General features: G+C 52.2%; 16 protein-coding genes. 8 read left to right on the top strand and 8 right to left on the bottom strand.

From position 1 onward, the window contains the following. Positions 1-41: 41 nt before the first annotated feature. From ACHZBF_RS11955 to ACHZBF_RS11925, 7 genes are all read left to right on the top strand, one after another. On the top strand, positions 42-2,615 hold the full coding sequence (locus tag ACHZBF_RS11955; protein ID WP_321528561.1) for a DNA phosphorothioation-associated putative methyltransferase: 2,574 nt from the start codon (positions 42-44) through the stop codon (positions 2,613-2,615). A gap of 138 nt (positions 2,616-2,753) precedes the next feature. Beyond that, the gene (locus ACHZBF_RS11950; RefSeq protein WP_321528560.1) at positions 2,754-3,389 is read left to right on the top strand and encodes a hypothetical protein; all 636 of its coding nucleotides are present in this window, start codon (positions 2,754-2,756) and stop codon (positions 3,387-3,389) included. Positions 3,390-3,670: 281 nt separating this feature from the next. After that, positions 3,671-4,462, top strand: a complete 792-nt coding sequence (locus ACHZBF_RS11945; protein WP_321528559.1) for a hypothetical protein — start codon at positions 3,671-3,673, stop codon at positions 4,460-4,462. Positions 4,463-6,833: 2,371 nt separating this feature from the next. Next, a complete protein-coding gene (locus ACHZBF_RS11940; protein WP_394707574.1) occupies positions 6,834-8,381 on the top strand; it encodes a nickel-dependent hydrogenase large subunit in 1,548 nt (515 codons plus the stop codon). A gap of 16 nt (positions 8,382-8,397) precedes the next feature. Continuing rightward, on the top strand, positions 8,398-9,324 hold the full coding sequence (locus ACHZBF_RS11935) for an NADH-quinone oxidoreductase subunit B family protein (protein WP_029134077.1): 927 nt from the start codon (positions 8,398-8,400) through the stop codon (positions 9,322-9,324). A 21-nt stretch (positions 9,325-9,345) separates the two neighbouring features. Further along, complete coding sequence (locus ACHZBF_RS11930; RefSeq protein WP_321528557.1) at positions 9,346-11,148, top strand: methyl-accepting chemotaxis protein; 1,803 nt, start codon at positions 9,346-9,348, stop codon at positions 11,146-11,148. Positions 11,149-11,840: 692 nt separating this feature from the next. Then, on the top strand, positions 11,841-12,788 hold the full coding sequence (locus ACHZBF_RS11925; protein WP_321528556.1) for an endonuclease/exonuclease/phosphatase family protein: 948 nt from the start codon (positions 11,841-11,843) through the stop codon (positions 12,786-12,788). A 163-nt stretch (positions 12,789-12,951) separates the two neighbouring features. Here the strand turns inward: ACHZBF_RS11925 and ACHZBF_RS11920 are convergent, their stop codons facing one another. Next, complete coding sequence (locus ACHZBF_RS11920) at positions 12,952-13,671, bottom strand: spondin domain-containing protein (RefSeq protein WP_321528555.1); 720 nt, start codon at positions 13,669-13,671, stop codon at positions 12,952-12,954. A gap of 227 nt (positions 13,672-13,898) precedes the next feature. Further along, positions 13,899-14,714 carry a DUF429 domain-containing protein gene (locus ACHZBF_RS11915; protein WP_321528554.1) on the bottom strand — a complete coding sequence of 272 codons (816 nt, stop codon included), beginning with the start codon at positions 14,712-14,714 and terminating at the stop codon, positions 13,899-13,901. Between the two features lie 231 nt (positions 14,715-14,945). On the opposite strand from ACHZBF_RS11915, the gene asnB reads away from it, so the two are divergent. Beyond that, positions 14,946-16,823, top strand: coding sequence for an asparagine synthase (glutamine-hydrolyzing) (gene asnB / locus ACHZBF_RS11910; protein WP_321528553.1), 1,878 nt, complete (start codon positions 14,946-14,948; stop codon positions 16,821-16,823). Positions 16,824-16,978: 155 nt separating this feature from the next. Here asnB and ACHZBF_RS11905 read toward each other — a convergent pair whose 3' ends face one another. From ACHZBF_RS11905 to ACHZBF_RS11880, 6 genes are read right to left on the bottom strand one after another with little or no spacing between them, the layout of a single operon-like run. Beyond that, on the bottom strand, positions 16,979-18,199 hold the full coding sequence (locus ACHZBF_RS11905) for a catalase family protein (protein WP_321528552.1): 1,221 nt from the start codon (positions 18,197-18,199) through the stop codon (positions 16,979-16,981). Further along, positions 18,196-19,731 carry a Dyp-type peroxidase gene (locus tag ACHZBF_RS11900; RefSeq protein ID WP_321528551.1) on the bottom strand — a complete coding sequence of 512 codons (1,536 nt, stop codon included), beginning with the start codon at positions 19,729-19,731 and terminating at the stop codon, positions 18,196-18,198. The genes ACHZBF_RS11905 and ACHZBF_RS11900 overlap by 4 nt, the downstream gene beginning before the upstream one ends. A gap of 13 nt (positions 19,732-19,744) precedes the next feature. Beyond that, complete coding sequence (locus ACHZBF_RS11895) at positions 19,745-21,025, bottom strand: hypothetical protein (RefSeq protein ID WP_321528550.1); 1,281 nt, start codon at positions 21,023-21,025, stop codon at positions 19,745-19,747. Positions 21,026-21,074: 49 nt separating this feature from the next. Then, a complete protein-coding gene (locus tag ACHZBF_RS11890; RefSeq protein WP_321528549.1) occupies positions 21,075-21,530 on the bottom strand; it encodes a hypothetical protein in 456 nt (151 codons plus the stop codon). Beyond that, positions 21,527-22,528: a catalase family protein gene (locus tag ACHZBF_RS11885; protein ID WP_321528548.1), complete on the bottom strand. Its 1,002-nt coding sequence runs from the start codon at positions 22,526-22,528 to the stop codon at positions 21,527-21,529. Before ACHZBF_RS11885 ends, ACHZBF_RS11890 begins: the two co-directional genes overlap by 4 nt. Before the next feature lie 57 nt (positions 22,529-22,585). Then, positions 22,586-25,501 (bottom strand): peroxidase family protein, encoded by a 2,916-nt coding sequence (locus tag ACHZBF_RS11880; protein ID WP_321528547.1) that lies wholly within the window; start codon positions 25,499-25,501, stop codon positions 22,586-22,588. Positions 25,502-25,701 lie beyond the last annotated feature (200 nt).

Raw genomic sequence — 25,701 nt, 5'->3', positions numbered from 1 at the left:
TATAGAACATAAGCTATCTATTAAATATTCAGATAGAAGTTATGGAATCACCCCCTTTTAAAATCGTCAATGGGTCAACATACTTGCATGTTGATGGACTGGTGTATTTAAACGATCAAGAGGCATCATTAGTTCAAGAAGCCGAAAAAATAGCTCAGGTATTACGGAATAGTGATTATAACCTACTAAGAATAGATGACACGAAAGAAACTATTGCGTTTTTAAGATATCTTGATTACGACTCAGACCCTTTTCCACAGTTGAATGATAGTTGGTTGGTTAAGGTTAATGACTCGTCGGTTAGTTATCGGACATATTCTGATTCGTTAAATAGGCCTATCCTGCATCGAAAAGAACTTCTAATGCTTCCCTCCGATCCAAGGAGAGAGCGCGCAATTGAATTAACTAATGCTGCCGAATCAATTGGTCTATTTGATGATACCAAACGTATTGGTTATCAGCGTCAATGGATGGCTCTTATACACGAAAAAGGATATAGGCTAGATGGTTATTCACTTGTTCCTTTAGGAAATAATGATTGCGAAAAAGGGGAGGGGGAATTAGAGCCTGTCTATACAGCATGGAATGCATCACGGCACTTAACTGCTATGGTTCGCTATGGATTCTCAGCACCTATTCAGTCGTTAGCCAGGCAAGGCTTGTTAGACGGGCAGTATGCGGTTTTCGATTATGGCTGTGGGCGAGGGGATGATATACGCGGGCTTATTGAAAATGGAATATCTGCATCAGGATGGGATCCCTATTATGCGCCAGACAACAAAAAGGTCTCTGCACCCCTTGTTAACCTTGGCTTTGTAATTAATGTCATCGAAGATTATGAAGAGCGAGTAGACGCATTACTTGGAGCATGGTCTCTTACTGACAAGTTACTAGTCATTTCGGTGATGCTAAGTAATCAAAATGACCCCAGAGGCCAAAAATATGGCGATGGGATAATAACAACAAGGCGCACATTTCAGAAGTACTACACCCAAGCAGAAGTTAAAGGATTTGTTGAACATGTACTTGATGAGGAGCCAATTCCCGTAGCTCCAGGTGTGTTGTATGTATTTCGTGACAAGGATTTAGAACAACGATTCCAAATGAATCGATATAGGAGTCGAAACAATCGGCTCCGAAATCCTTTACCTCAACAAAAAGAGCACCGGGAGAGAGCTAAAAAGAATAGAGCAGAATTACTCTATCAGGAGTACAAGGATCCGCTAAATAAATTATGGGACATATGGCAATTGCTAGGAAGGAAGCCTCAAAAGGATGAAGTAGAAGAGCTTACAAAATTATTAGAAGGATTCGGTACTTTAAATAGAGCTCTTAGGTTTCTTACTAATAGAAATGGATTAGACGCAATAGAATGTGCTGAGCGTAAACGTATAGAAGATTTAGACGTATATTTTGCTTTAAAACAATTTGAGCATCGGCGTTCATACAAACACCTGGAGTTAGGGCTACAGCGAGATATAAAGGCATTTTTCGGTAGCCACAGTGCTGCGCAGCGCCAGTCTCTGGATCTGCTCTTTTCAATATCGGATATTGATGCTTTGGATGCTGCTTGCCAATTTGCATCGGATCACGGATTAGGATGGCTTGAAAAGGGAAAGTCACTCCAACTTCATGCAAGTCTCGTAGAGCAACTGCCTCCACTCTTAAGGGTATATCTAGGCTGCGCTGCAACTATTTATGGTGATTACAGAAATGCAGATCTAGTAAAAATACATATACATTCTGGTAAAGTCAGTTTAATGCGCTACGACGAGTTTGACAGTTCTCCATTGCCGCGAATGATTGAAAGGGTAAAAATTAAACTACGTGAACAAGATATTGAGTACTTCATATATGGCGAAGAGTATGAGCCTCCTTTTTTGTATCATAAATCAAGATACATTAATGAGGAGTTCGCGGATTATCCACAGCAGTTCGCTTTTGATGAGGCACTGGACGATCTAGGGATATTAGGCCTTTCCGGCTATGGGCCGAGACCCTCAGAACTACTATGGAAGCTACAAGAATATCGTTTAGAGGTCTCTGGCTACGAACTTATTAGGAGTACAGTATTACCGTCGCCTGACGAACCCTGTGGTAAATATCTAACTTACAGAGATTTAATAGAATGCGGGGAAACACAGAAAATAACAAAAATACCAAATCTACCTAAACAACCTGATAGCTATAATGCGCTCTATGATATTGCTGTAAATGTATTAGACCCAATTATTGATTATTACGGGATGATCGAATTAACATATGGTTTTTGTTCGCCAGAGCTTGCAAGGAAAATACCAGGCAATATTTATCCTAAGCTTGATCAGCATGCAGCGCACGAAATCAATCGAAAAAGAAATATTATCTGTGATCGTCTTGGAGCAGCAGTAGACTTCTTGGTCGAAGATGAAAATATGCTTGAGGTAGCACAATGGGTTGTTGAGAATATTTCTTTTGACAGGCTTTATTACTATGGGCCAGATAAACCGATTCATGTTAGCTATGGCGCTGAGCATAACCAGATGATTGTCCTTATGAAGGAAACGGACAGTGGGCGAAGAGTTCCGAGAAAGGTGTCTATAAAGTCATTCCTCAATTCTGAAATCTTAGCTTAAGGCAGTTTCGGGATCCGGGCCGCAGATTACCCTCCCTCCCTTAGATATAAATATTCCAAATATTATGGAATATTGTCTTGTAATTTCTCCATAATGGTGTATATTCCATAACAACTAGAATATATGGAGGACGACATTATGGCATTTCCCATCAAACAGATCGCGCCACTCCTCGGGTCTGTATCGCTACGACCCTTTACCGAAGCTGAACTGATGTTCGAAGTAGGGGATGCAATGGAGGGTGTTTGGCAGCTGATTTATGCGATTTTGGGAAGGCGAACTGTTGAGGACACCCCGACTCTTGGCGCTCAAACGCAAGCCGCCTATATGCGGGATGCGGCCAGCATGGCTTACCGGTACGCTTTCGACGGTGTTCTTCCTGGGAGCCGCGATGCAGATGCTGAATTTCTGGATCTCACGGCATTCACCTTGACAGCCCGTAACGCTGCTGAATTGTACGGCGAGGTCGTGCCACTCTGTCTAGAGCAAACCATGGCAACAGCCATTTTACGCAAACGACTCGACGATGAAACGATAGGAGAACAATTCCATGTTGTGGTGCTTGAACCGGATGAGGTGAATTTCACCTTGTTCGAGATCGCCGTACTGGCTCGGATGAACGAGAAAAGCGTCCGCAACGCCACACAACCAACAAGTAAAGATCGACTAATGACCATTAAGGTTGGCAATCGCACCCTGATTGAGCCGCATGAAGCGCTACGCTGGCTAAAAGGCCGGCGTGGTTTTAAGTCCACCTGTTTGAGTGAGGATTAATTGTGAAGACTAAAATCCCGCTGACGAAACATGCACAACGGCGATTGCAGCAACGCGTCATTCCAGAGTCCATGCTGTCACCGCTGTTTCAGTACGGAGATTGTCGGAACGCTGGCGATGGCTGCATGAAGATCACCCTGACTTGCAAGGGAGCCAAACGCCTACACCGGGATCTGCAATCGCTCATTGGACAATTCGACTCGCTACAGAACATCTACCTAGTGGAATCCCCCTGTGGCGCAGTAATTACGGTAAGTCATCAACACTAAGAGGAGGAAGCCATGATGCTTGTGGGAAAACTTTATGAAAAATACCTGGATGTGCTTGACCACCATAACGGCAACTTCTCCATGAAAGAACCATTGCCGGAAAAACTGAAGATCTCGGAAAGTGGTCGGCTGAGTATCTTTTATGCCCCGTTCGACAGCGTAAATACCAAAGCTCGCGTTGTCTTGGTTGGAATTACGCCCGGCCTGCAGCAGGCGGTAAATGCACTGAATGCGGCAAAGCAGGAGATAGACCGCGGTGTTGGCACCCTGGAGGTGGTGGTCACCGCCAAAGCTACAGCCAGTTTTTCGGGCACCATGCGCAGCCCACTTATCGAGATGCTTGACCATGTCGGACTGAACACTGCCCTTGGTATAACTAGCTGTGCCGCCCTTTTCAGCGACCGGCAAGATCTGCTGCACAGTACATCCATTCTGCGTTATCCGGTCTTTTACGACGGAAAAAACTACAGCGGCAGCCCCAACATGCTGAAGACGCCGTTGCTGAGGGCTGCTCTCGAGGCACGGTTCTCTGAAGAAGCACTTATGTTGCCGGATGCTGTGTACGTCCCTCTGGGACCAAAGGTGAGCGAAGGCCTGCAGCATCTTGCTAATAAAGGGATACTTAATGAAGGTCATATCCTGTCTGGTATCCCACACCCTTCTGGTGCTAATGCTGAGCGTATCAAGTACTTTCTTGGCAGGAAGTCAGCCGACCGCTTGTCGGTAAAGACTAATCCGGCAAAGATCGACATTGCGAAGACCGCATTACTGGCGAAGATTCATAAACTATCACTCTCATACTGAGACGCTAATAAAGGAGCAATTAGAACAAGCCATGAACGGGTTCACTACAGACACTGCAGAAATCATTCTATCTTCCCGGTTCGATAGGACCAAGGCATCAACCAAGTACATCGCCGGCTTCAGAACCAGTAAGGGACGCGAGTTGGCCCTCGAGCGAGCGAGAAAAAACATAGTGGCGCTCTGGGTGGAGTGCATTGATGCACAGTTGCACCATAATCTCGAATACAGATACTACGAACCAACCAAATCACGCAACTCGAACCTAAATGCCAACACCAAAAAGCTCGCCCAAGGCAAAGAAGCCTGGTATGTGGCCTTCACAGATTCAGCCTCGCTTGAGGAATTCCTAAACTGGTACCAATACCAGTAAGGTCAGTAGATAAAAGGTCGAGAGTCGCAGTGCCCCGTACATGCTTTGTAAAGGAAAGAAACAATTATTGAAGAAAGTTTGTTCGGGTTGTCATGATATTTGGGTGTTACATTACATATGGGAATATATGCAATATACGAGATATTGTAACAATTGGACTGTGCTAGATTTGTGCTAAATTGCAGGCACACTCAATCGTAAGTGATTGATAAGTCAACTACGGCAAGAAATAGGCAAGCGACGCAAGTTACTGATTATTAAATAAAAATAACATTCATATGATGGCTACGAACCAGGTGGTCGGAGGTTCGAATCCTTCCGGGCGCGCCATATAAACTAAAGCTCACCTTCGGGTGGGCTTTTTTTATATTGCATGTAAAGCAGATTCGAAACTCCTACTTCAAACGGACGGTTCGACGAGGCCCGCAGGGCCGAAGCAAGAGCGTGAAGCGCGAGTCATCCTTCCGGGCGCGCCATCTAAAACAGGTGTGTACCGAGCACATAGGTCACACTTTATACCGGAGAGATAGGTAACACTTCGGTCAAGAAAGGGTTGGGCGCAGGCTCAACCCTTTGTTCGTTTTCATCAAAAAAATCCTAAGTAATATTGCATAAAGCTGACAAAAAGCGGTTAGTGTGAAAACACCAACGGTTTTTTCGTTTTAGCACCCATGTGTGGGAGCGGGAGTTTTCTCGGTACATACCGTTTGTTGCCTGCATCAGATTGCCTCGTTCGGCCGCAGAGTAGTGCGTCGTGATATGCCCGACTTTTGTTCTGATGATTTCTGATATTTCTCATAACTCATGCCTATTGTACCTTGATGCTGTCTGTGTGTGTTTCAGATCATAGACCCGCACAGTAGCTAAACACCTGTGCTTAATTTCAGATGCACTGTCTGTTTTAGTGGGGATGTTCAATGCTCGGAAAACCGGCTTGTTACCTAATTTTCGCCATGCACATATATGGTTTCGTTACTATGAGAATTTTTACTAAAGTAATCGTGTTGATTGGCCGTTACATATGAAAGTAAAATTGAACATGTAATCAATGCATGGGAAGTGAACCTGGTTTTAAACTGGGTACAGAAAAATAATAAATGTTGTGGTAGTGGGTAGGAAAATATAATGAGTACAAGGACGCGGGGGCGTAATAAGTCATTCTTGGTTATTTTGTTGCTGCTCATTGTCAGTCTTGTCGGCGGTCTGCCAGCAAGTGACGCGACAAATTATTTCCAATGGTTGTTCGTGTCTTTGTCTCTTGTTGTTGGGTTGTCGTGGCTTTGTACGCATTTAGCGCAATCACCAGCGGTTACATTCAAAAGTGAACAACTAATAAAAACTACTCTGTGTCATATCCAAACTGATTGTTCCAACCTCCGGTTCGGTGGGCTTTCACCTAACTTTTCGCCTGTATGACGGCGCTCATCTTGAACTCGCTATTAGTAACGGATCAGGCCATAACACACATTGTCGCAAGGCTGTATGACAATTAATGAACTGGAAAGCATGGTTAAGGCAACTGCTCCCATCCAAAGTGAAACAGGTGAGTTATCGTCATTAAATGACGGGTTGGTATACGTAGGGCGCTACGCAATGATTGAGCGACATCGTTCCTGCGATGATGAGATAAAGAATAAATAAGAAATGAGTAATACGTTCTTTTGGAACGTGAATCAGTGTTATTAAAGAGTCAACACTTACGAGCAAAACGATGCTGGTTGTCGATGATTCGCCTTCATGAGGCGGATCGCGAGTATTGTCCTGAAAGGGCAATTTGGATTGCAAATAATACAAATGGCCGGGATGGTGTAATGGAATTTGTTAAATGGATCAGCTGAATCCAATTGAGTTGGTTTACCCCCTGGTGGTTTAAAAAAATGGCGGCTCCGTATGGACACCCGCTCGCGGTTCTACCGCTAAAGACTCGCAATGTCAGGAATGCTTGTTTCACTACAGCCTGACACTGATCAAATATTGTTAAAAATAATAAGAGAGGAATGTATGAGGCGTGTAGTCATTGATCCGGTAACGCGCATAGAAGGCCACCTAAGGGTGGAAACGCACATGGATGGTCGAATCGTGACCGACGCCCGTTGCTCCGGTGACATGTTTCGTGGTATCGAAAAGGCGCTGATTGGCTATGATGCCCGTGTCGCACAACAGGTCACCCAGCGAGTCTGTGGGGTTTGCCCGTACGCCCATGCCGAGGCGGCCGCTCTGGCATTGGAACAGGCCATGGGGTTGCGACCCAATGAGAATGGCCAGTTGCTGCGAAACCTGATTGTTGGCGCCTATCAGCTTCAGGATCATCTGCTTCATTTCTATGTCCTTTCTGCCTTGGACTTTGTCGATATCACTGCCATTCTCAAGTACCACGGGAATGACGCGGGGCTGAATACCTTAAGGGATTGGGTGCGCAGTGAACTGGATAGTGGCAAGATCTTCCCGGCTGCCCCTTTTCTGCCGCGTTACGAGGGTGTCTACGCGAAGGACCAGGAGCTCAATATCTCTGCTATTAAAGGTTATCTTGATGCCATTCCGATAATGGCCGATCTGCACAAGATGGTGGCAGTATTTGGTGCCAAGGCACCTCACCCGGTTGCCATTGAGGCGGGGGGCGTGACTACCCTTCCGACCATTGACCGGATAAATAAGTACAAGACCTGGCTGGCTGGGGTGGGGCACTTTATTCGGAATCAGTATCGTAACGACCTGCTTGGCGTGGCCAGCGTATTTCCCACCTACTTTAATGAAGGCAAGGGCCCAGGCAACTTTCTGACCTTCCCCTATTTCCCCGATTCGTCAGGCGAGAACCACGCCTTTGTCGGTGGTGCCACACTCGGCGGAAACTATCAGGCGCTGGATCTATCACGCATTACAGAAGACCACACCCACAGTTGGTATCGGAATGAACCCTCTTCGGGCCTTAAACCGTTGCAGTCGACAACACTGCAACCGCTTGATTGGGATGAATACCAACAGGAAATTGCGCGCAAGGATGGTAAGTACAGTTGGACACGTGCCCCCCGCTATGGTGGAGAGGTAATGGAAGTTGGACCGGCGGCGCGAGTGATTAATACCTATCGAAGCGGTCAGCATGATGATTTTAACCGTCAGATTGATGGCATCAATAGGGAATTGAATATTGGACTAGGTGAGTATGATTCTGTGATGGGTCGCCATCTGTCACGGCTGATCTGCTCGTTGCAGATCCTCGAGCGCTTAGAGGCACAATTGCACGAGGTGCAACCGGACAAGAGTGCTTTTATCGAGCAGGATATGCCGAAAAACATGCGCGGTTATGGTCTCACAGAAGCGACGCGTGGTGCACTCGGGCATTGGATTGAAACGGATGATAAGGGCTATATCAGTAATTATGAAATGATCGTCCCGACCACCTGGAATATGTCGCCGCGCGATGCGGCAGGACGGCCGGGGGCGGTTGAACAGATGTTGATTGGTACCCAGGTCGCCGATCCAGAGCAACCGCTGGAACTGGCGCGCATTGTGCGTTCAACAGACCCGTGCATGGCATGTTCTGTTCATTAGAAGTGGGATGAATACGATGGAAAAAATCACACGGCGTGAAGCATTAAAGAAGGTTTATGGTGCGATTATTGCCACTGGTGCGGCCTCATTTCTAAGTTTTGATGATCTCCTGGCAGCCGATAAATATGTTGATAAAAGACTAAACCTGGTCTGGTTGCACGGTAGCTCCTGCTCCGGTTGCTCCTGTAGTTTTCTCGATATTGAGTATGTTCCAGTGCTCGATATTCTGAGCCGTTTTGCCAATGTCATCTTTCATCCCGATCTCTCATTGGCCACCGGTGATCAGGTGACCGGGATATTGGATCAGGTTGTCGATTCTGATCTTGACTACCTGCTAGTGGTAGAGGGATCAACTCCAGTCGGGATGCCACATGCCTGCCTGATGGGGCACAAGCCTTTTGTTGAGTGGGTGGTACCCATGGCGAAACGTGCAACAGCGTGTGTTGCTGCCGGTACTTGCTCGGTGTTCGGTGGCGTCACGCGTATGAATGGTATGCAGACCGGGGTACAGACTTTACCTGAACTGCTTGCAGCGCAGAATATAGCCAAGCCTCTGGTGAGCCTGCCGGGCTGCCCAATGAAACCTGAGCATCTCGTCTACACCTTGTTGCATTATGCGATGAAAGGGACGCTGCCTGAGCTTGACTTGCAGCATCGGCCGATTCATTTTTTTGGGCGTACGATTCATGAACGCTGCAATTACTACGCAGATTTTCAGGAGAAGCATTACGCCAGATACATTGGAGATAGTGGCTGTCTCATCAATCTTGGTTGCCAGGGCGTGGTTACCCGTAGTGACTGCATGATAAACGGCCACAACAATAATACGAGTACCTGCATTAAGGCCGGTCATCCCTGTGTAGGGTGTGCGAGTGAGCATTTTCCACGGCAGATAATGTTGCATCGTCATGATGACCCGCGGGTCATTAAACGCAAGTTTTAAGATGCGTAGCGGAGATTAAATATGAGTACCCGCCAGGAATCACGTATTCACCTTACAAACTCGCTACTCTTTCGGGCCCTGCTCTACCTTGGTGTAAGTGTCTGTATTGTCTCACTATTGTCCATTGCAATTTACTATCAGCGTCAGAACATGCTCCTTGAGCAACGTATTGTCGAAACCGGGCACGGACTGTTATCAACACTGGTTGCTGATTCCAGCGAATCAATAAACAAAGGGCAGCGACAATCCTTCCAGCACGTAATTGATAACTTCTCGAAAATTGACGAGGTTGATAACGCTGCGCTCTACGCCCGCTCTGGATTAATGACCTATAAGTCGGGTGAAGTTACCGTTGGCAAGCCGTTTAACCACAAGGATGGGGTTTTGTCCAATCCCAACCGAGAGCTCTTCGACGCGACACGTGGCCGTCACCAGAGAGAAGACTGGAGCGTGCGTGACTCGAATGAAACACCATCTACAAAACAGCATATAGAGACGGTGCGTTCAAGCGGGCATGACTGTGTCGACTGTCATTATACGATCGATCCTGCGATTGACTTCGATGAAACCGGGCGTGCTCACTTTATGGAAGATGACAAAGCGCATTTTTTCCAGCGACTGACGGCGACTTCAGAATGTGTGGTCTGCCACACCAACTGGCGTGAAGGTGAGACGGGTGGTTACCTTCGGGTCAGTATGGACAACAGCTACGCGGTGGCGCAGAAAAACGAAAACCTCATTGGTGTTCTAATAATCATAACTGCGGTGCTGTTGCCTGCACTCATTATCGTACTGTTAGTCTTTCGCCTTATCATCTATCGGCCGATCTACTCCCTGATTCACAGCATCAATGACCTGACCCAGGGGGAGGGAGACCTGACGCTTAAACTGAATGACAGGAAGCAGGATGAAATGGGTCTGCTCTCTCGGCTTTTCAACCGTTTTATTGACAAGATCCATATTATCGTGTCACAGATCAAGATGCGGATGCACGGTGTACAACTTGCCGCAACCACACTGGGCGAAAAAAGCCTGACCATTAGTGCCAACAATCGAGATATTGCTGCGGAGCTCAGTGATATTGCTGGACAGACTGATTCGATGAAGAATTCATCGCAGCGGGTGCTGGCGGCGATCAATCACATTGATTCAGGATTAAATGACATAGTTCGTGCCATGCAACAGTCACGGACCAGTTCACAGCACAACCGAGAGTGCACTGATCAGGTGGTTCAACGAGTCGAAAAGGTTTCGGCACGTATGCAGGCCATTATCGATAACTCACGTCAAGTGGCGACACAACTTGAAATGATTGACAAAATTGCGAAGCAGACCAACCTCATATCCCTCAACGCCGCTATTGAAGCCGCCCGTGCAGGTGAATATGGGAGTGGGTTTGCAGTGGTCGCCAGTGAAGTGCGTAGCCTTTCTGATGAAACAGCGGTGCTGACCAGTTCAATCAACCAATCTCTCGGTGTTTTTGTGAAGGAGATCGAAATGGCGGAACAGGAGGTAATGGCCACTAAGGATATGGTCAACGAGGTTACCGAAACTTCACGTGCTACCGAGCAGGATCTCTCAGCTGCAGTTGATCAGGTCGACAGTCTGAAAAACGAGTTCACCGAGGTGAATGCCGCTGCCCATGAGCAGGACGAGATTGCCGATCGTATTGCCGATAACATTCTCAAGGCAAGCAGTGAAGCGAATAAGACCCATGAAGTATCGCAAAGCCTGTTGACACTTGCGGAGCAATTGGTTCAGTCGGTGAATGAGGTGGAGAGTGAGACTTCCAAGTTCAAAACTGGTGCTGTACTGACAACCTGAGAGAGTCGGCTCGTGGGAGCAGCGTCAGCCGCGAAATTCGCGGATAAATCTGCTCCTGCAAAAGGATTGTCCCTCATGCAACAGGTGACCGGGATAGCGCCCTTTATCTGCGTATGCTTGGTTTATTCATGGGTCCTTTCTTTTATCGATTACTGGAGTGTCTGAACGGCTATCTCCTGTTTTGGATCTGAAATTTACCGTCCGGTTTCTTTGTTGGTGAGTGGGAGAAATTCCATTAGAAGTCTTTTTGATGCCCCGCCAGGTTGCGCTTTCTTAATGTTCGGGATGGGGTAATCGAGCCTCAAGTCTGAGGCGCTCTTCCATCCGATTACACTCATTCCAGTGCATCAGGGTCTCCCCAAATGCGGAAATGTGTAACCCATGTCTCCGGTATTTCTTGAATCACACACCTTCAATGATCCGGGTAACCCCATAAATGGTGAAGGACGCGAGCTTTTCAATTCAGTTGAAGATATGACTGGAAGCGTTACCGATTGGCTATAACGGCTATATTCTTTATATCAACCAGGCCATTGCACAGACCCAGGGCCGACCCCGGGTGTTTTATTAGAAAAATGCCCTGGAAAGCAAAGTCCATAACAACACCGATTTATTACCGGACTGTCATGATGGAAATGCAAGGATTTCTCTAAACCCGGTGTCTGACTATTGAATCCATTCGAGGCGTAGCGATGGTACCTCACAATCAGGAACACCCCGCATTTATCTACGCGGTGGAAACAGAACGACAGGCGCTGGTGTCAACAAAAGCGCTGCGCGGCGTCCCACAGAAGGCCAGTAACCGGCTATTGACGGCCACATGGAATTTAACGAACTTTGGTCTTCAGAAGCGTACGGATGGTGATCTCGCGCTCATGGCCGAGATAATTTCCTGGTTTGATCTTGTGGCGATCCAGGAAATCGCTGATTCGCTGATCCACTTGCGTCTGCTACTGAGTTATCTGCCCGCCAGTTTTCGGGTCATTCTTTCCGATATCGGCGGCAATGATGAACGGGCGGGGTTCCTCTATGACAGCGATAAGCTCACCCGACTGGAACTTGCCGCGGAGGTGGCGGTGCCACCGAGTGATCGGCGCTATATTCGTTTGAAGGGGGTCTCTGGTGCGTTCGAGGGTTTTGACCGTAACCCTTATGCGGTGGCATTTCGGGCAGGTGCGCTGGAGTTTACCGCGGTTTGCGCCCATCTGTTCTTTGGCAGCCACGCCTATTATGACCAGGACCGGCGCGCGCTTGAGGCCTATGCGCTCGCCCGTTGGGCCGATCAACGCCACAAGGCGGCAGGAGCCTACTCTCAGAATATTCTGGTGTTGGGCGATTTGAACCTGCCGATTCGGGGCAACTCCAGCAATGTCTACAAGGCGTTGAAAGCCAAGCGTCTGATACTGCCGCAACACTCCACGTCCATGGGCAGCAATCTCGCGGGCGACAAGGATTATGATCAGGTGGCATTCCATGCCGGTGGCATGCAGGAGGCCTATGGGGGGCATTCAGGGGTCTTTGATTTTGATCATGATCCTTTCTTTACCGACGCCTGGACTATTGGCCCTGACTATTTCAATAACGCAGTGAAGTATCATATCGCGGACCACAGACCCTTGTGGGCAGAGTTTGAAATATGATGGTGCTGTATTTTCTCGCCCACAGCTGAACCCTGAGAGATGCCTATATTGTCAGGCTCTCAATAACTGTCGGCCAAAGATCCGAATTTGCGTTTAACGGAACAACATTTAGTGCCTCGGAGATTGCCGAGGCACTGTCGCAAGAACATCGTTTTATCCCGGGCTAGTCGTCATTACCTACCCGAAGCACCAGCTTGGCCACGGGTCCCTGCCAGGTGTGGACCCTGGCGTCGAGATCGCTGTCTCCGCCCAGTGGATCGCTGTCACCTACCACACCCCTGTGAATATGGACGGTTGGGTTGTGGTCTGGCGCCACATTGGCTACGCCCCCCGTCCCGGCGTTACCGCCGGGGTCGGCGGGGATTCCCGGGACACCGGGTGCACCGCCACCGGTGATGATCTCATCGTTTGCCTCGGTGCCGGCGTCATAGCCGCGCAAGTAATAGATGTAGGTTCCCTTTTTTTTCGGGATCGGCAAACCATTAAGGCCAACGAAGCCGTCATTGGTGGGGAGCAGCATGGCGACAATTGAAAGAAACTGGTGGTTTTTTTCCGGTCGGTTGAACACCGCCTCGGTAGTCGCACCTGGCGCCAGCAGTCCGGCGGCCGGGTTGGCAATGTATTCACTGTTGGCCGCTTCGAGGTCCTCGATCAGTCCATTGATATTGCCGCCCTCAGCCATGGCCTGAAGATTGGGTGAGGCCGCCGTACTGAGTTCAAAAAGGCGGGTGTTATGATCATGGGTGGCCACCAGTAGTTCGGTAAAGTAGGTGGCATTGGTTATATTGGTGATTTCAACACTGATGTCGCGGTCTCTTGCGATAACATTCGCAGAGGCTAATAAGCTTGCGGAAATCAGTAAGGCCGTCAGGCTTTTTTTCATGATGTTCTCCTCCTCGGTACGGTGATTCAGTCACTGTCCGGTATGCTCGATGTTTGAAGGCACTGCTGTGGATTGTTTCCATGCTGCACAGAGGAGTGTGGGCATATAATTTTTCATCAGAGTTGCGAGGTCATCACAAAAACGTCACAAATGGGTCACATGAGACCTCCAGTGGGAAATCTTCGGTTACAATTGGCCGAATGGCCCCTATTCCAGAACCGGGTGAATCATGGACTGGTGGTCGGATGGATGATCCACCCTTCCAGCGGATCAATGGTGGCTGGCAGGCCATAGTTGCTGTGACGCCTCGTCCACGCCCATGCGGCCTGGATGGCGCAGAGCAGGGCGTCGAGATGATCGGCGCCGGGATCATCGGCCAGGCTGTTTGGTGCTTCGACCGTCAGGCCATGGGATGGTTGAACGCCTTTTTTGTTGACGAGGTTAAGTATTTCCATTCTCGCTTTGTATTGATCCCGGGTCTGTTTGGCTTTGCTGTCCTGCTTGTAGCTTTGGCGACCGATCAGGCTTCGGGCCAGAATGCCGGGATACGCTTCGACGACGATCCGTCGCGGGTCACCTTGTTGCAGGCCGGGTATCGTGACACCGGCTTCCTTGATGCGTGGCGCGCCCTCAAAGAACATCAGGCCGACCGGTGTTCCATAAAGCTTTTGCGGGCTGATGGATCCGGCGGCGATATCGGTTGCGCGGCGATGCTCCTTGTCTCCTGCGGGGCGGTCTTTGCGGTAGTCATCCAGTGCGGAGCGAAAGCCCTGGCGTCCGAGCTGTTTGGCATGATCGACATAGCCCTGCCAGGTATCCGGCCAGCCGATGGTCTTGATGAATCGCCTGGACTGTCCGAATGGGAAGTCGATCCCGGCGACCCATGGGCCAGGCTTTCTCAGGGCGGCCTCGAATGCCGCGAAGTCCCGCCACTCAGTCAGATTACCCGCGCGGAGATGAGTGCCTTCAAGCACGGATTCCAGGCAGGTGATGGGTTTGCTGCGTTGCGGGCGGCTGGTGAAATCAATGCCGTAAATAATCATGCGTCCATAGTGGCACTGCTTGGGCCGGCGATCCAGAATAACTCCCCGTTGAGCTGAGGCGGTGTGCGTTGTGCCTCCGCTGGATCAACCTGATCCAGGGAAAAGTATGCGCAATTGGTCCGAAAGTGGGGTAGCGGATATGGCTTTGCCAGAAACGTTGTGGGAGTATGTCCGGTTTGTTATCGGCGAGCAGCCCTTGGTGGCGTTTGTAATGGGAATGGATTTGGCGATATGTGTGGTTTTTTTCAGGTAATACAGAAGACGGTTCCTATCTCAAGAGAGAAATTCACTGCTGCTCTGAATACGCTTCATCATCGGGGACCCGATGATCAAGGCGTTCACTATCTGGATTTCAACACACCGACGGCCGATGGGGAGGTGGTCTGTCACGCCGCTTTCGGGCATCAGCGGCTTTCAATCCTTGATCTCAGCGATCGCTCGCATCAGCCGTTCCTCAGTCAGGACAAAGTGTTCCTGTATAACGGAGAACTGTATAACTACCGGCAGATCGGGGCGCAACTGAAAAAGCAGGGTGTTGATTTCCGCACCACGGGTGATACCGAAGTTTTCCTCAGATCCGTAGTCTCCGGAGGCGCCGGGGCGCTGACCGATTTTAACGGTATGTGGGCATTCAGCCTGTTTGATGCAGGCAGAAATGCTCTTTACCTGTCACGCGACCGGTATGGCAAAAAGCCGCTTTTCTATTATCTCGATGATGAGGTGCTCTGCGTCTCCTCCAGCATCGGCGCCATCAAGACATATCTTGGGCTGAATCTGGAATTTCGTCGTAGCGCGCTGCTGGACTATTTTCTCTTTGGGTCCATGCATCCCTCCGCCTCGGCTGAGACGCACTTCCAGAAAATCTCTCAAATCCTGCCTGGCCACTACTGCACCTTTGATTTCAGCCGGTGGGAGATGACCGGCGCTCCCTATTTTGACTGGCACCATCCACCCGCAGGTTCAACGGGAGATTACCAGCAGCAAGACCTGGTCGAGGTGCTTCGGGACAGCGTCGCTTCGCGGCTGGTGTCGGATCGCCCTGTGGCACTGCTCTTGTCGGGTGGGATCGACAGCTCTCTATTGCTCTCCGTGCTCTACAGCGAGAAATTACAGGACCAGGTGAAAATTTTCATGGGAGATACCGGCCGCTCCGATGATTACAAATATGCCCAAAAATGTGTTCAGGAGCTGGGCGTGGCCGCGGAAACCGTGGTGCTGGATTACGACAGCAATTCGTTCGAACAGTTTTTACAGGTATGCCGGCATCATGAAAAGGCGTTTCCCTTCAATGGCAATGCCATGGCGATGCCGCAGATGTACGAGGCCATAGCCCAGCAGGGGATTCCGGTAGTACTCGACGGAACCGGTGGCGACGAATTGTTCGGCGGGTATTGGGGCCGGCAGTTTCAGGCGGCAGTCCGCGATGCAGTGAGGCGGCGTGACTGGGCCTGGGTCAAGCAGAGTTATGCCTGTGACGGCAGGGTCAATAATGTTCGCAGGCATATTCGGGATGCCTTCTGGCCAGCCCGGTATTTGAATGCCAAACAGTCCCTCAAGACCCGCGTGTCGGCGCAACTGCATCCGTTGCTCAATATACCGGCGCCGGAGATCTGGTCGGCGAAAAATCCGGATCCCCTGAATGATCTGGGTCTTGGTTTTACCGATGTCCTGTGCAATGACATCGCGCCGGGAGGGCGCCTGGGTGAATGGATATGGCACAATGACCGCAATGCCATGATGGCCAGTGTGGAGAACCGTAGCCCCTTGCTGGACATGCGTCTGCATCCATTTGTTTTTTCCGGGTACCGAAAGAAATATGCCGATTGCTGGAACAAGCACGAGTTGCGGAAGGCGTTTGACGCCTTACAACCCCTGCCGACCCAGTGGCGCAGTCAAAAACAGGGATTTCGGTGGGATGGAAAACATTTCATCAACAATAATCGGACGAGGATTATGGAACTGATAGAGGCGACGGAATGCCTGTCCGATGTGGTCAATACGAAAAGACTGCTTTCCCTGGCCCGGAAGTATCCCAATATCCTGAGATCTTCCCTGGGCAAGCGTACCCTCTGTATTGCCGGGCTGGAGCAGAGCCTGATTAAAAACTAGCCGGAAGGCTTTTCCGGCTGTCGCTGTTTATCAAACCCGATTATTGCTCTCAGCGAAGTGAAGTTGGAATGGGCGGTTAATCTTCTCATGCAGCTGGGGCTAGTCGGAACCAGCCCCAACATCACGCCACATAAAACCTGCCGGGTTGTCCAGGATTACTCGGGATCGGCGAAAACCTCGTCGCCGGTCGGCTCCAGATGTGAGACGTCATTCATTTCCTGACGAAATTTTGAAAGCTCATAATACATGCGTCGGCGCGCACGACTCTGGTTGCCAAGCGGACGGTGTTCCGGGATGCAGTGCCAGGGGTTGATTTTCAGGCGCTTGGCAAACTCGAACTGTGCCGCCGAATCGAATTTCTGTCGGGGAATATGGATGGTTGCCGCCGGAATGTAGGGTGACAGTTTTTCCGGCCAGCGCACCGCGGCATTCTCAATCGGCATGCGGTGCGGATCGGTCTGCAGCTGAATCTGCAGATCAAACTCCACGTCTTTTTCATCCAGCGTTTTCACCATGTTGTCGCGCAGGTAATTAAATGACGGTGAGCCGAACGGCAGGCCGGGAATATCTTTGGGTACCGCGGCTTTGGGGGCAAACGAGTACATCATCGCCTGGCCCTCGCCGAGCAGATAGGGCACGCAACTGTAGTAGCGGTGGCCCAGGGGGTTGAACTGGGTTTCGTTCCACAATGCCTGCATGATGAAATCCAGGATATGTGAATCGAACGGATTGATAAAATAGTAGATCGGCATGTCCACCAGGCTCCAGTACTGCAGCTTGGCATTTTCCCGCACGTCCGGGGTGACGAAGGTGGGGGTGCAGACTCCCATCATGTCCTGGGTGAACTTCTCCTCATCCATCAGCTTCTCGCCCGGCACATCCATGATTTTGATCGCCATGCTGGAGAACCCCACGTCGCGGATATCCGCCGGTACGTCCGGACCGGGACCGGAAAAGCGTACGTAGGCGGGATAACTGCGCTGGCTGGCAAAAATCCCCTGCCGCAGATGCTCCGGCAGATCATCGCGAATAGTCACCGTGGCCCGGACGATGCCGTGGGTCTTGGTGTTGCCGCCACGCTCATAGCCGCCGGGTTTGAAGTGGCCTCGCATCTGATCGGCCATCAAATCGATAATGTCGTCAAGCGCCTGTTCCTCCCAGGAAAATATCTTTTCCTCCGCCAATCCCAGTCCGTAATCGGGGCGGTTGCGGTTGATCAGGTACTGCAACAGTCTGGCGACCGGCTCGCGGGTCAGGCAATTCAGCGTCGGTCTGAAGTAGGGCTCCAGGCGACGTTCTATGTTCAGCCCCGCGACCAATAGCCGATGCAAGACATCTAATACAGGATAAAGCCGTCTGCGCAGCGCCTTGTTCATGATGTGGCCTCGTCCTTTGTCATCGCAGCATTGGCCAGGTAGCGCAAGGCCCGAATACCGGGCATGAAGAAATAAGCGCCGCCCTGCACGGTGACGAATTGGGGCATCGTGTGAATGCAGTGGGCCGGGCCCTGGGGATCGGGTTGGCTGAAGTGATTGGTCGACCGGCCATTGGCGAGCGGTTGTCGGTTACCCAGCAATGGGTCGGCCTCGTTCTGTACCCCGCCAAACTTGCTGCCCATCGACCAGGCGTTCTGCACAAACTCAAACTGGCGCGAGATATTGGCGACCAGGCAGATGAAGTGCAGGCCCCGTTGTGCCTGCGCGGCACCTGTTTCCAATGCCTGTGCCGGCGACAGCTGTTCACCGTAGACGCGGCCGCGTCGCAACAGTCGATGAAAGCGGGTCGAGGCGATCAGGTCATCGCCGGGGTGTTGGCGGCCAAAGCCAAATATCCGCACCAGGCGTGACAGCATGCCGGTCACGCCTGGAGGAAAATCACCCGTCCTGGGATTGGAACGGCGAATATGCGCACCGACCGGGCACTGCTGGCCATGCGGGTCCCGGGCAAAATCAAACTGATTCAAGGCGGCCGCTGGACCGCTGTTTTCAATCCCCTCAATCGGTTGCCCGGCGCGGTCAACCAGCGGCGTGCCGTCGCGCTGACGACCCACCATGCGGCTGGCCAGTTGCTCCCGCTGCTGCGGGTCTCCATTGGCCTGCTGGTCCAGGAATTGCCAGAACCCGGGCACATCCTGATGCAGTTGCCGCATGACCAGATAGCTGCCGTTGCGTCCCAGATCCTGCAACTGTGGCTGTTCTTCCGCTACGGGCAACAGCGACGCCCGTTTGTCAGCCTTGGGATCAACCAGCGGACGCTGGGTATATTGGCCGTATTCGTTCTGATAGCCCAGTAACAGTTCACCCAGGGAGAGCAGGTTGGAATACCGGCCCCGTCGGTGCAGATCGGTGGTTTGCCGGCGTTCCCAGTCGAGCGCGGGTTGGCTGATGCCATCGGTAAAACCGAAGGGTTCGATATTGCCGCTGTCGACCGTGGGTAATTCCGCAACTATCCGAAACGCCTGCCCGAACAACGGGTCCTGGATGGTCTCCTTCCATGCCGCCAGTTGGCCGGGTTTGGCATACAGCATCAACAGCAGGTGCGGCACGCTGTCCGGTGTGCCGCCCCAGGTCCAATGTTGTGGAGCGTTGTCGGCCACATCACCCAGGCGCCGTGACCGGCTGTCATCAGCGGCCATGCCGGAGAGAAACGCCTCGGAGAAGCCTTCAAGCACTGCTTCGTCCAGACACAGGGCGCGCAGGCCGCTGGCAGTGACGGCCACTTGCAGTGCCGTTTCCGGGGGTGGGTCACTCCACTCGGCGCTGCTGACGGGAGCCGTCTCCAGCCATTCACCCGCTTTTGCAGCATCGGTAATGTCGAGTAATAAAAACAGCGCCTCCCGCAGACCACCATGCCCGAAACGGGCCAGTGCCTGGATATCGCTGTATTCCGGGTTGCCGGGTCTGCTCATGGTCGCTTCCGGGTCATGTCTGAATCTGTGCCAGCCACTGGCGAATCTCCTCATCGCTCTCCTGACGAACCTCCACGCCTTCCCGTATGCGACTGTTGCGGGCCAGGTCAAAGGCCGTCAGGCCGGGGTACGCCTTGTACCAGACCTGGGTCGGCAACGCCCGACGCTTCAGGAAATGCTTGAATTTCTGCTCCTGTTCCGCACCATCCTTGATCAGCCAGCGGGTTGAGGGATAACCCGCGCCATTGCTGAATACCAGGTTCAGGCCCCAGGCGACCTTGTTGATAAAATCATCCATATAACTCTCCAGGCTGCCGTCGTAATTGCTGGCGAACAGCAGGCGTCTGTTGTCATCCAGCATGACCCAGCGGGCGAAGTGGATCGTCTGCACCCGGGTCAGATAACCACGGTTGTAGACGTGCCGTGCCGCGTAATCGAGCAGCCAGAGAAAAAACCGAACCGCATGGCGTCGAAACGGCTGCGGCTTGACCTCGCCGAACGCGCTGAAGGGATTTGTGACATCGTGATCTTCCAGGGCGGCCAGCCGCCGCATATACTCCCGGGGCGGGCGATCGACCGACTCCGGATCGCTACGCTCCAACTGGCGCAGTCGCCAAACGAGGTAGGGCGACACCAGAAGAAACAGCGGTGACAGGAGCAACAGCAGCAGCGGTACTCCCAGCTTGTGCAGCAGGTTCTTCATCCACCAGTCTACCGGTGTCGGGGCGGCTGGCGTCAGGGTCAGTCGTGCGGCGTCCTTTTCCCGCTCCACAAAGGAGAGCAGCCGTTGGCGAATCGCACGCGGGTTATCACGCCCGATCTCCCGCACAATCCGCCGAAGCTCCCCGGACAACGCCTCGTGCAGTGCTGTCTCCTCACGAATCTGCAGGACGGTGCGGCCACGCCAGTTAATGTAGTTGGCGGCCGGTTCAGTATTGTGTGCCTGCATCCAGTTGACCAGACTGTCGCGCTCGCCGATGAAGGCGTCGCAGTGGCCGAAAATGTGCCTTAGTTGAGGCCCGGCCAGTACAGCCATCTCGGCGATAAAGGTGTCGGACGGTCCATCACAGTCACCCAGAAAAACCAGTCGCGGTGGTGCGGCCGGCAAGGTTGATACCTTATCTTCCGCCACCAGTGTCTGCAGGATCAAAAACCGGGCGACATGCAGGCGATCGAATCGGCCAAACGGAAACAGTGTATTGTGCGGGTCTACCACGCCCGGCTCGCGGTTCATGGCCTCCAGCAGTGCCCGCAACGGATCCAGTTGATCCTCGGCAATGTTCGCAATAATCATGAAAGTGGATTGCGGCGTCATGCAGTGCGACCTGTCCGGGCAAGCTGATTTATGGTGTATCGTGCCGGGTTAAGGCAAAGTCCAGCACCCTGGTTTTTCCCCACCAGACCTTGCCCAGATAAACGCCGGGTTCAATCTCGCGGATTTCATCACGTATCACCTTGGCGAAAAATGAGGTTTTTGAATAATCGATCACAATGGTCTCTTTGCCGTCCATCCAGCTCTCGTCGCGGTACACCTTGGCAACCACAAAGGTCAGACTGAAGGGAGTGATCTTGTTAATCAGGACGCCTGACTGGTAGTCCGGGGGAAACAGGTCAAAGAGCTTGCCCTGCCAGGCAAAAGCCCGTGCAATGCCCGCCAGGGTTTGGGAGAACAGCGAGCCGGTGACAATCGCGGTGCCGCGGGTATCGCCGGATGGGATTGTGCCGGCATCCGCGTTGCAATAGATGTCATCCAGCTCATCCCGTGACTTGTCCAGCCACTGCATTACCAGTTGGTTCATGGTGCCTCTTTTGTTCTTAGTTGGGATGCGCTGAAGTAGGTCTCCCGGCGCACCTCGTTCATCCGCCCCAGGGGTTGATGTTCGGGCAGGCTCTGCCAGGGGTTGAAACTGATCTTTTCACATGCCGCCAACGCCTCGGGGGTGTCAAATGCCTGTGGCTGGATGGTGAGGGTGGCCACCGTATGGAAGGGAGAAACATCTTCTGCCCAGATCACCGACGCATCCTCGATCGGCATGTCGCCCGGGTGAGTCCTTTTTTGTATGCCGAATTCCAGACAGACTGGTGCCCGGTCCAGATGCGCCTTCATCGCGGAACGCAACTGATCCTTGCCGGGTTGCCCGGCCGGTGGCTCCGACGTACCGCTACAAGGGGTGACCGAGTATTTGACCGCCAGGCTGTCATCTGTTCCGAGCCGGTACGGGGTGGTGCTCCAGTAACGAATGCTGAACGGACTGCTGTGCACGGCGCGGGCCTTGAACAGAATCCACAGGGACTTCAGATGCGAGTCAAACGGGTTGATAAAAAAACCCACCATTTTGTCTTCCTGGCGCGCCCGGATAAAGTCGAGGAAATCTTCCGGGGTGCCGACAAACAGAGCCGGATAGCTGTTGAGCAAAAAATCCTGGATGCCGCTTTCGCCCCAAAGCGTCTCTCCCTTGACGCCGAATATCTTGATAGAGAGGCCACGGATATCTTTTTCTGAATCATCCTGCTGGCTGGCGTTGGCGAAACGCAACCGCGCCCGGTAGCTTCCCGGTTGGGCAAACAGCCCCTGTCTGAATTCATTATTGATTGACTCGTGGACGCGAAATGTGGCGTCGAGACAGCCCAGGCTTTTTGCCTGATTAAAGCGGGGGATGACCCCATCGATCGGACTGGAGCGCATGATGGTCGCGATGCGCTGATTCATTTCGGCCACCAGCTGTTCGGTGTTGACGGGCTCATCCGCGGTTGCCGTCCCCGTCAGGATAGATCCCACCAGGGTCGCTACCAACATCAGTGGACGCTTTAATCGGCAGATGTTTGCTGTGTTCGTTCCTTTCACCCGTGCTCCCTATGGCTGGTTGGAAAATGCCGGATCTGTTTCCGCTCCCGGGCGTGGCTTCCATGAGATGTCGTAATAACTCCCCCAGTCCCGGGCCCAGGGATCAAAGGCGTTTTTCACATGCATCAGTTCATTCTTGATCTCGGGGATGTTGCGGATCAGCAACCGCTTCAGTGGCGACACAGCGACTTCGTGACCGTTTACCGCTTCCGGCTCGAGGCAGGCCTGACTACCGTCGGCCAACTTGCTGACCGGGTAAGGGCACTCCTGGACCGGGCCGTTATGCATGACCCAGTCGTAGCCCAGGCGCGAATAAAACTCGGGCCGGAAGCTGGAGGTAAAAAAACGGTCGCTGAACAGGCGGCGGGAGGCGTTGATAATGAAGATATGGAACTGGGTCTCGGAAATGGCGAAGCCGTGCGGACGGGTGTACTCCGCCATCCAGCCAACGATATTGTCCACGTCTTCGATATTGTCCACCACCGAGCCGTCCGGACGGCCATGGCAGTCGTTGATAAAGCTGCCATCCCCGTTAAGCTGAGCCGTGGAGATGATTTTGCTGGCGTCGCAGGCATGGGTGCCGTAAATCTCACGCAGGCGTTGCACGGTCTCCTGTTGATGCCGACGCCAGGGGTCGTTCTCATCCAGACGATGATCGACAAAGTCATCAAAACTGGTCAATGTTTTCAGCCCGATCTGACGCCGGAATTCGTTGAAGCGCGGCACGCCACGCTCACGATCGCGCAAAATATCCAGTGCGATAATATCGAGCTGTTTGCTCTCGGAATCCAGGTGTGGCATCGGCAGGTTTTGTAAAAACAGTGGCGAATTACGCAATTGCAGCAGGCCCAGTCGTTGCCGGCCCATGCTCAGGCCCCAGTTTTCCAGACCACGCTGATGCATCTGTGCGGTAGCCGCCTTGCGTACCGTCGCGGCGACAGGAATGTTGTGGGTGATCCTGTTGGGTTCGCTGGCATTGCGGAACTCGATCAGGTCAGGTACCAGTGCATGCAGTCGGTAAACCGACGGAAACTCTTCGGGAAAGTTGAACGGCGACCCGAAATGGTTGGTGCCGCCGTTGACATCCGTCTCCAGGTTGTTCAGATTCCATGCATCGTGCTTCCACCACAGACGGCCTTCAGGGCGGCTGTTGCCCAGGCCGAAAATGCCGGCCCCGGATGCAAATACCGAATAGGCGCCACCGGATGCCTTGGGGTTATCGGATTGCCCCAGCCACTGCGCCACTTTCGATGCGGTTCGGCTGAGGAAGTTTTCGTCCTTGCCGGTGATGCGCCGTAAGATTTGTGAGACCCGGCTCTCCTCCTGGTTGAACAGGCCGGACCAGTTTGAATTCATCGCTTTATTCAGGGGTTCGTTATAGAGCAGTTGAGTGGTCCATTCGATGGTGTGAATCTTTGCAATCTCGGCAGCTATCACCAATCGTGCTGCCTGAAACAGACGCTCATCTTCAACGTCCTTGTAAGCAATGATCCGATCAGGCTGGTCCGGGTTACGCAGCCCCGAGTCGGCGTCCGGGGTTTGCTTCTGTAGCTCGCGGAAATGATCGACAAAATAGTTGTGCTCGCGGGTAAACAGATTGTGATAGAAACTGAGCCCGATATTCCAGTTGTCCGGAAACGCCACCGACTCCTGCCCCAGCCACTGAGGTTGCACCGGGCAGTCAGCGCTGTAGACGGCGCAATCGGCCAGCAGGGGCAGATAGTTGTCCTGCATCAGCAGTTTCGCCTTATCGTTCGGGTCGCGTAGCACCCGCCGCAGCGACGCCTCGTCATAACCATAGATCTGTGAGGCGTCCCACCAGGCGGTGACATGGTTACCGGTCGTCCTGTAGGCACGTTTCAGGTATCGCTTTCCGGCAAACTCAAAGCTTTCTGGATCGGTTGTTTCGGCATACAGTGAAGGCTGGACGCGGTCGCCGGGGCGACACCCCAGGGCCTGGGCTTCGGCCGAATCACAGCCCGCGGAAACCAGTTGGTTTTCGTTGAGTCCCTCGACCGTATGCGAGAACCAGTCGTGGGTCATGAACTGAATCCAGAACGCCGCCAGCACATTGAAGAAGGGCGCTTTAAGGTAATCGCAATTGGAATCGGTGGAATAGTTGCTATCACCCAACCCCTGGTTGCAACCGTTGCCCGATGTCTGTTCGCGGGTAAATAATTTGCGGCTGAGTAGTTGCGGGTCAGGTTTCATCAAGCCCAGACGTCCGGCGTGACGATTGCGCACCAATTCAGTTTTTTCCAGGCGCGGGAAGGTCTCTTCAAAATGGGCATTGCGTGCAAACGGCATCCCGGTCGCACCCATCAGCGGATTCGCCAGGTCGTTGCAAATGCCGTTTAAAGTACGGTGGGTAATCAGCGAGCCACTGCACAACTGCTTGCCGTCTCCGCCTACCGCCGTGTAGTTCGGATGATTCGGAGGTAGTCGCATTTCATCCCACACCGTGGTGGCGGCGCGTGTGGGATCGGTGACAAATCGCTGATAAGTGTCCTGGTCGAACAGATTGAACTTGATCAGTTCGATGCGCTGGTATTCCAGATCCATCAGGGCGCCATCGACGCCGCGTCCATCCGGATACAGATGCTCTCCCAGGCGAGTGATCGCCTGGTCGCCCTGGTGTTTGCTCTGCTGATCGCCGCTGGCGTAATAATTCTGCCAGTCCACCCAGGGCGTATTGCGGTATTTTACGGCTTTTTCACCACCGCGGCAGCGCGCCGTGTCTTCTTCAACCTTGCCTAAAAATCGTTGAGTCGGGTCATCGGCTATCTCCAGCAAACCGGATGACGCCATTTTAATGCAGGCCTTGGCGTCACTGTCAGCCACCACCACCGGGCTCAAGAGAGAGAGACCACACAACAACGAACAGGTGATGGGGTTTGGTTTTCTGTATGACCGCCGCTTCTTCATGAGTCCCCCTATATCCCTTTAGGGATTGGTACGATCCCGGGTCACTTTAAATCCAAGCCCAACATGTTTTATGTTTATTGACTAATATCATAGTTTATCGTGACTATTATCATAGTATAGATAAATCACAACATCGCACGTCGTGCGAATTTTCGACACCCTGGAGCAAGATGACCAACCGCTGTGGCCAATTGCGCAAC

The organism is Sedimenticola selenatireducens (assembly GCF_963675335.2).
Taxonomy (GTDB): domain Bacteria; phylum Pseudomonadota; class Gammaproteobacteria; order Chromatiales; family Chromatiaceae; genus Sedimenticola; species Sedimenticola selenatireducens.
The sequence above is the reverse complement of the archived record's forward strand: the minus strand, read 5'-3'. Positions and strand labels throughout refer to the sequence as shown.

Bases quoted from the DNA above. Each gene is read 5' to 3' on its own strand.
- ACHZBF_RS11955 (WP_321528561.1), top strand. From the start codon at position 42: ATGGAATCACCCCCTTTTAAAATCGTCAATGGGTCAACATACTTGCAT.
- ACHZBF_RS11950 (WP_321528560.1), top strand. From the start codon at position 2,754: ATGGCATTTCCCATCAAACAGATCGCGCCACTCCTCGGGTCTGTATCG.
- ACHZBF_RS11945 (WP_321528559.1), top strand. From the start codon at position 3,671: ATGATGCTTGTGGGAAAACTTTATGAAAAATACCTGGATGTGCTTGAC.
- ACHZBF_RS11940 (WP_394707574.1), top strand. From the start codon at position 6,834: ATGAGGCGTGTAGTCATTGATCCGGTAACGCGCATAGAAGGCCACCTA.
- ACHZBF_RS11935 (WP_029134077.1), top strand. From the start codon at position 8,398: ATGGAAAAAATCACACGGCGTGAAGCATTAAAGAAGGTTTATGGTGCG.
- ACHZBF_RS11930 (WP_321528557.1), top strand. From the start codon at position 9,346: ATGAGTACCCGCCAGGAATCACGTATTCACCTTACAAACTCGCTACTC.
- ACHZBF_RS11925 (WP_321528556.1), top strand. From the start codon at position 11,841: ATGGTACCTCACAATCAGGAACACCCCGCATTTATCTACGCGGTGGAA.
- ACHZBF_RS11920 (WP_321528555.1), bottom strand. From the start codon at position 13,671: ATGAAAAAAAGCCTGACGGCCTTACTGATTTCCGCAAGCTTATTAGCC.
- ACHZBF_RS11915 (WP_321528554.1), bottom strand. From the start codon at position 14,714: ATGATTATTTACGGCATTGATTTCACCAGCCGCCCGCAACGCAGCAAA.
- asnB (WP_321528553.1), top strand. From the start codon at position 14,946: ATGTGTGGTTTTTTTCAGGTAATACAGAAGACGGTTCCTATCTCAAGA.
- ACHZBF_RS11905 (WP_321528552.1), bottom strand. From the start codon at position 18,199: ATGAACAAGGCGCTGCGCAGACGGCTTTATCCTGTATTAGATGTCTTG.
- ACHZBF_RS11900 (WP_321528551.1), bottom strand. From the start codon at position 19,731: ATGAGCAGACCCGGCAACCCGGAATACAGCGATATCCAGGCACTGGCC.
- ACHZBF_RS11895 (WP_321528550.1), bottom strand. From the start codon at position 21,025: ATGATTATTGCGAACATTGCCGAGGATCAACTGGATCCGTTGCGGGCA.
- ACHZBF_RS11890 (WP_321528549.1), bottom strand. From the start codon at position 21,530: ATGAACCAACTGGTAATGCAGTGGCTGGACAAGTCACGGGATGAGCTG.
- ACHZBF_RS11885 (WP_321528548.1), bottom strand. From the start codon at position 22,528: ATGTTGGTAGCGACCCTGGTGGGATCTATCCTGACGGGGACGGCAACC.
- ACHZBF_RS11880 (WP_321528547.1), bottom strand. From the start codon at position 25,501: ATGAAGAAGCGGCGGTCATACAGAAAACCAAACCCCATCACCTGTTCG.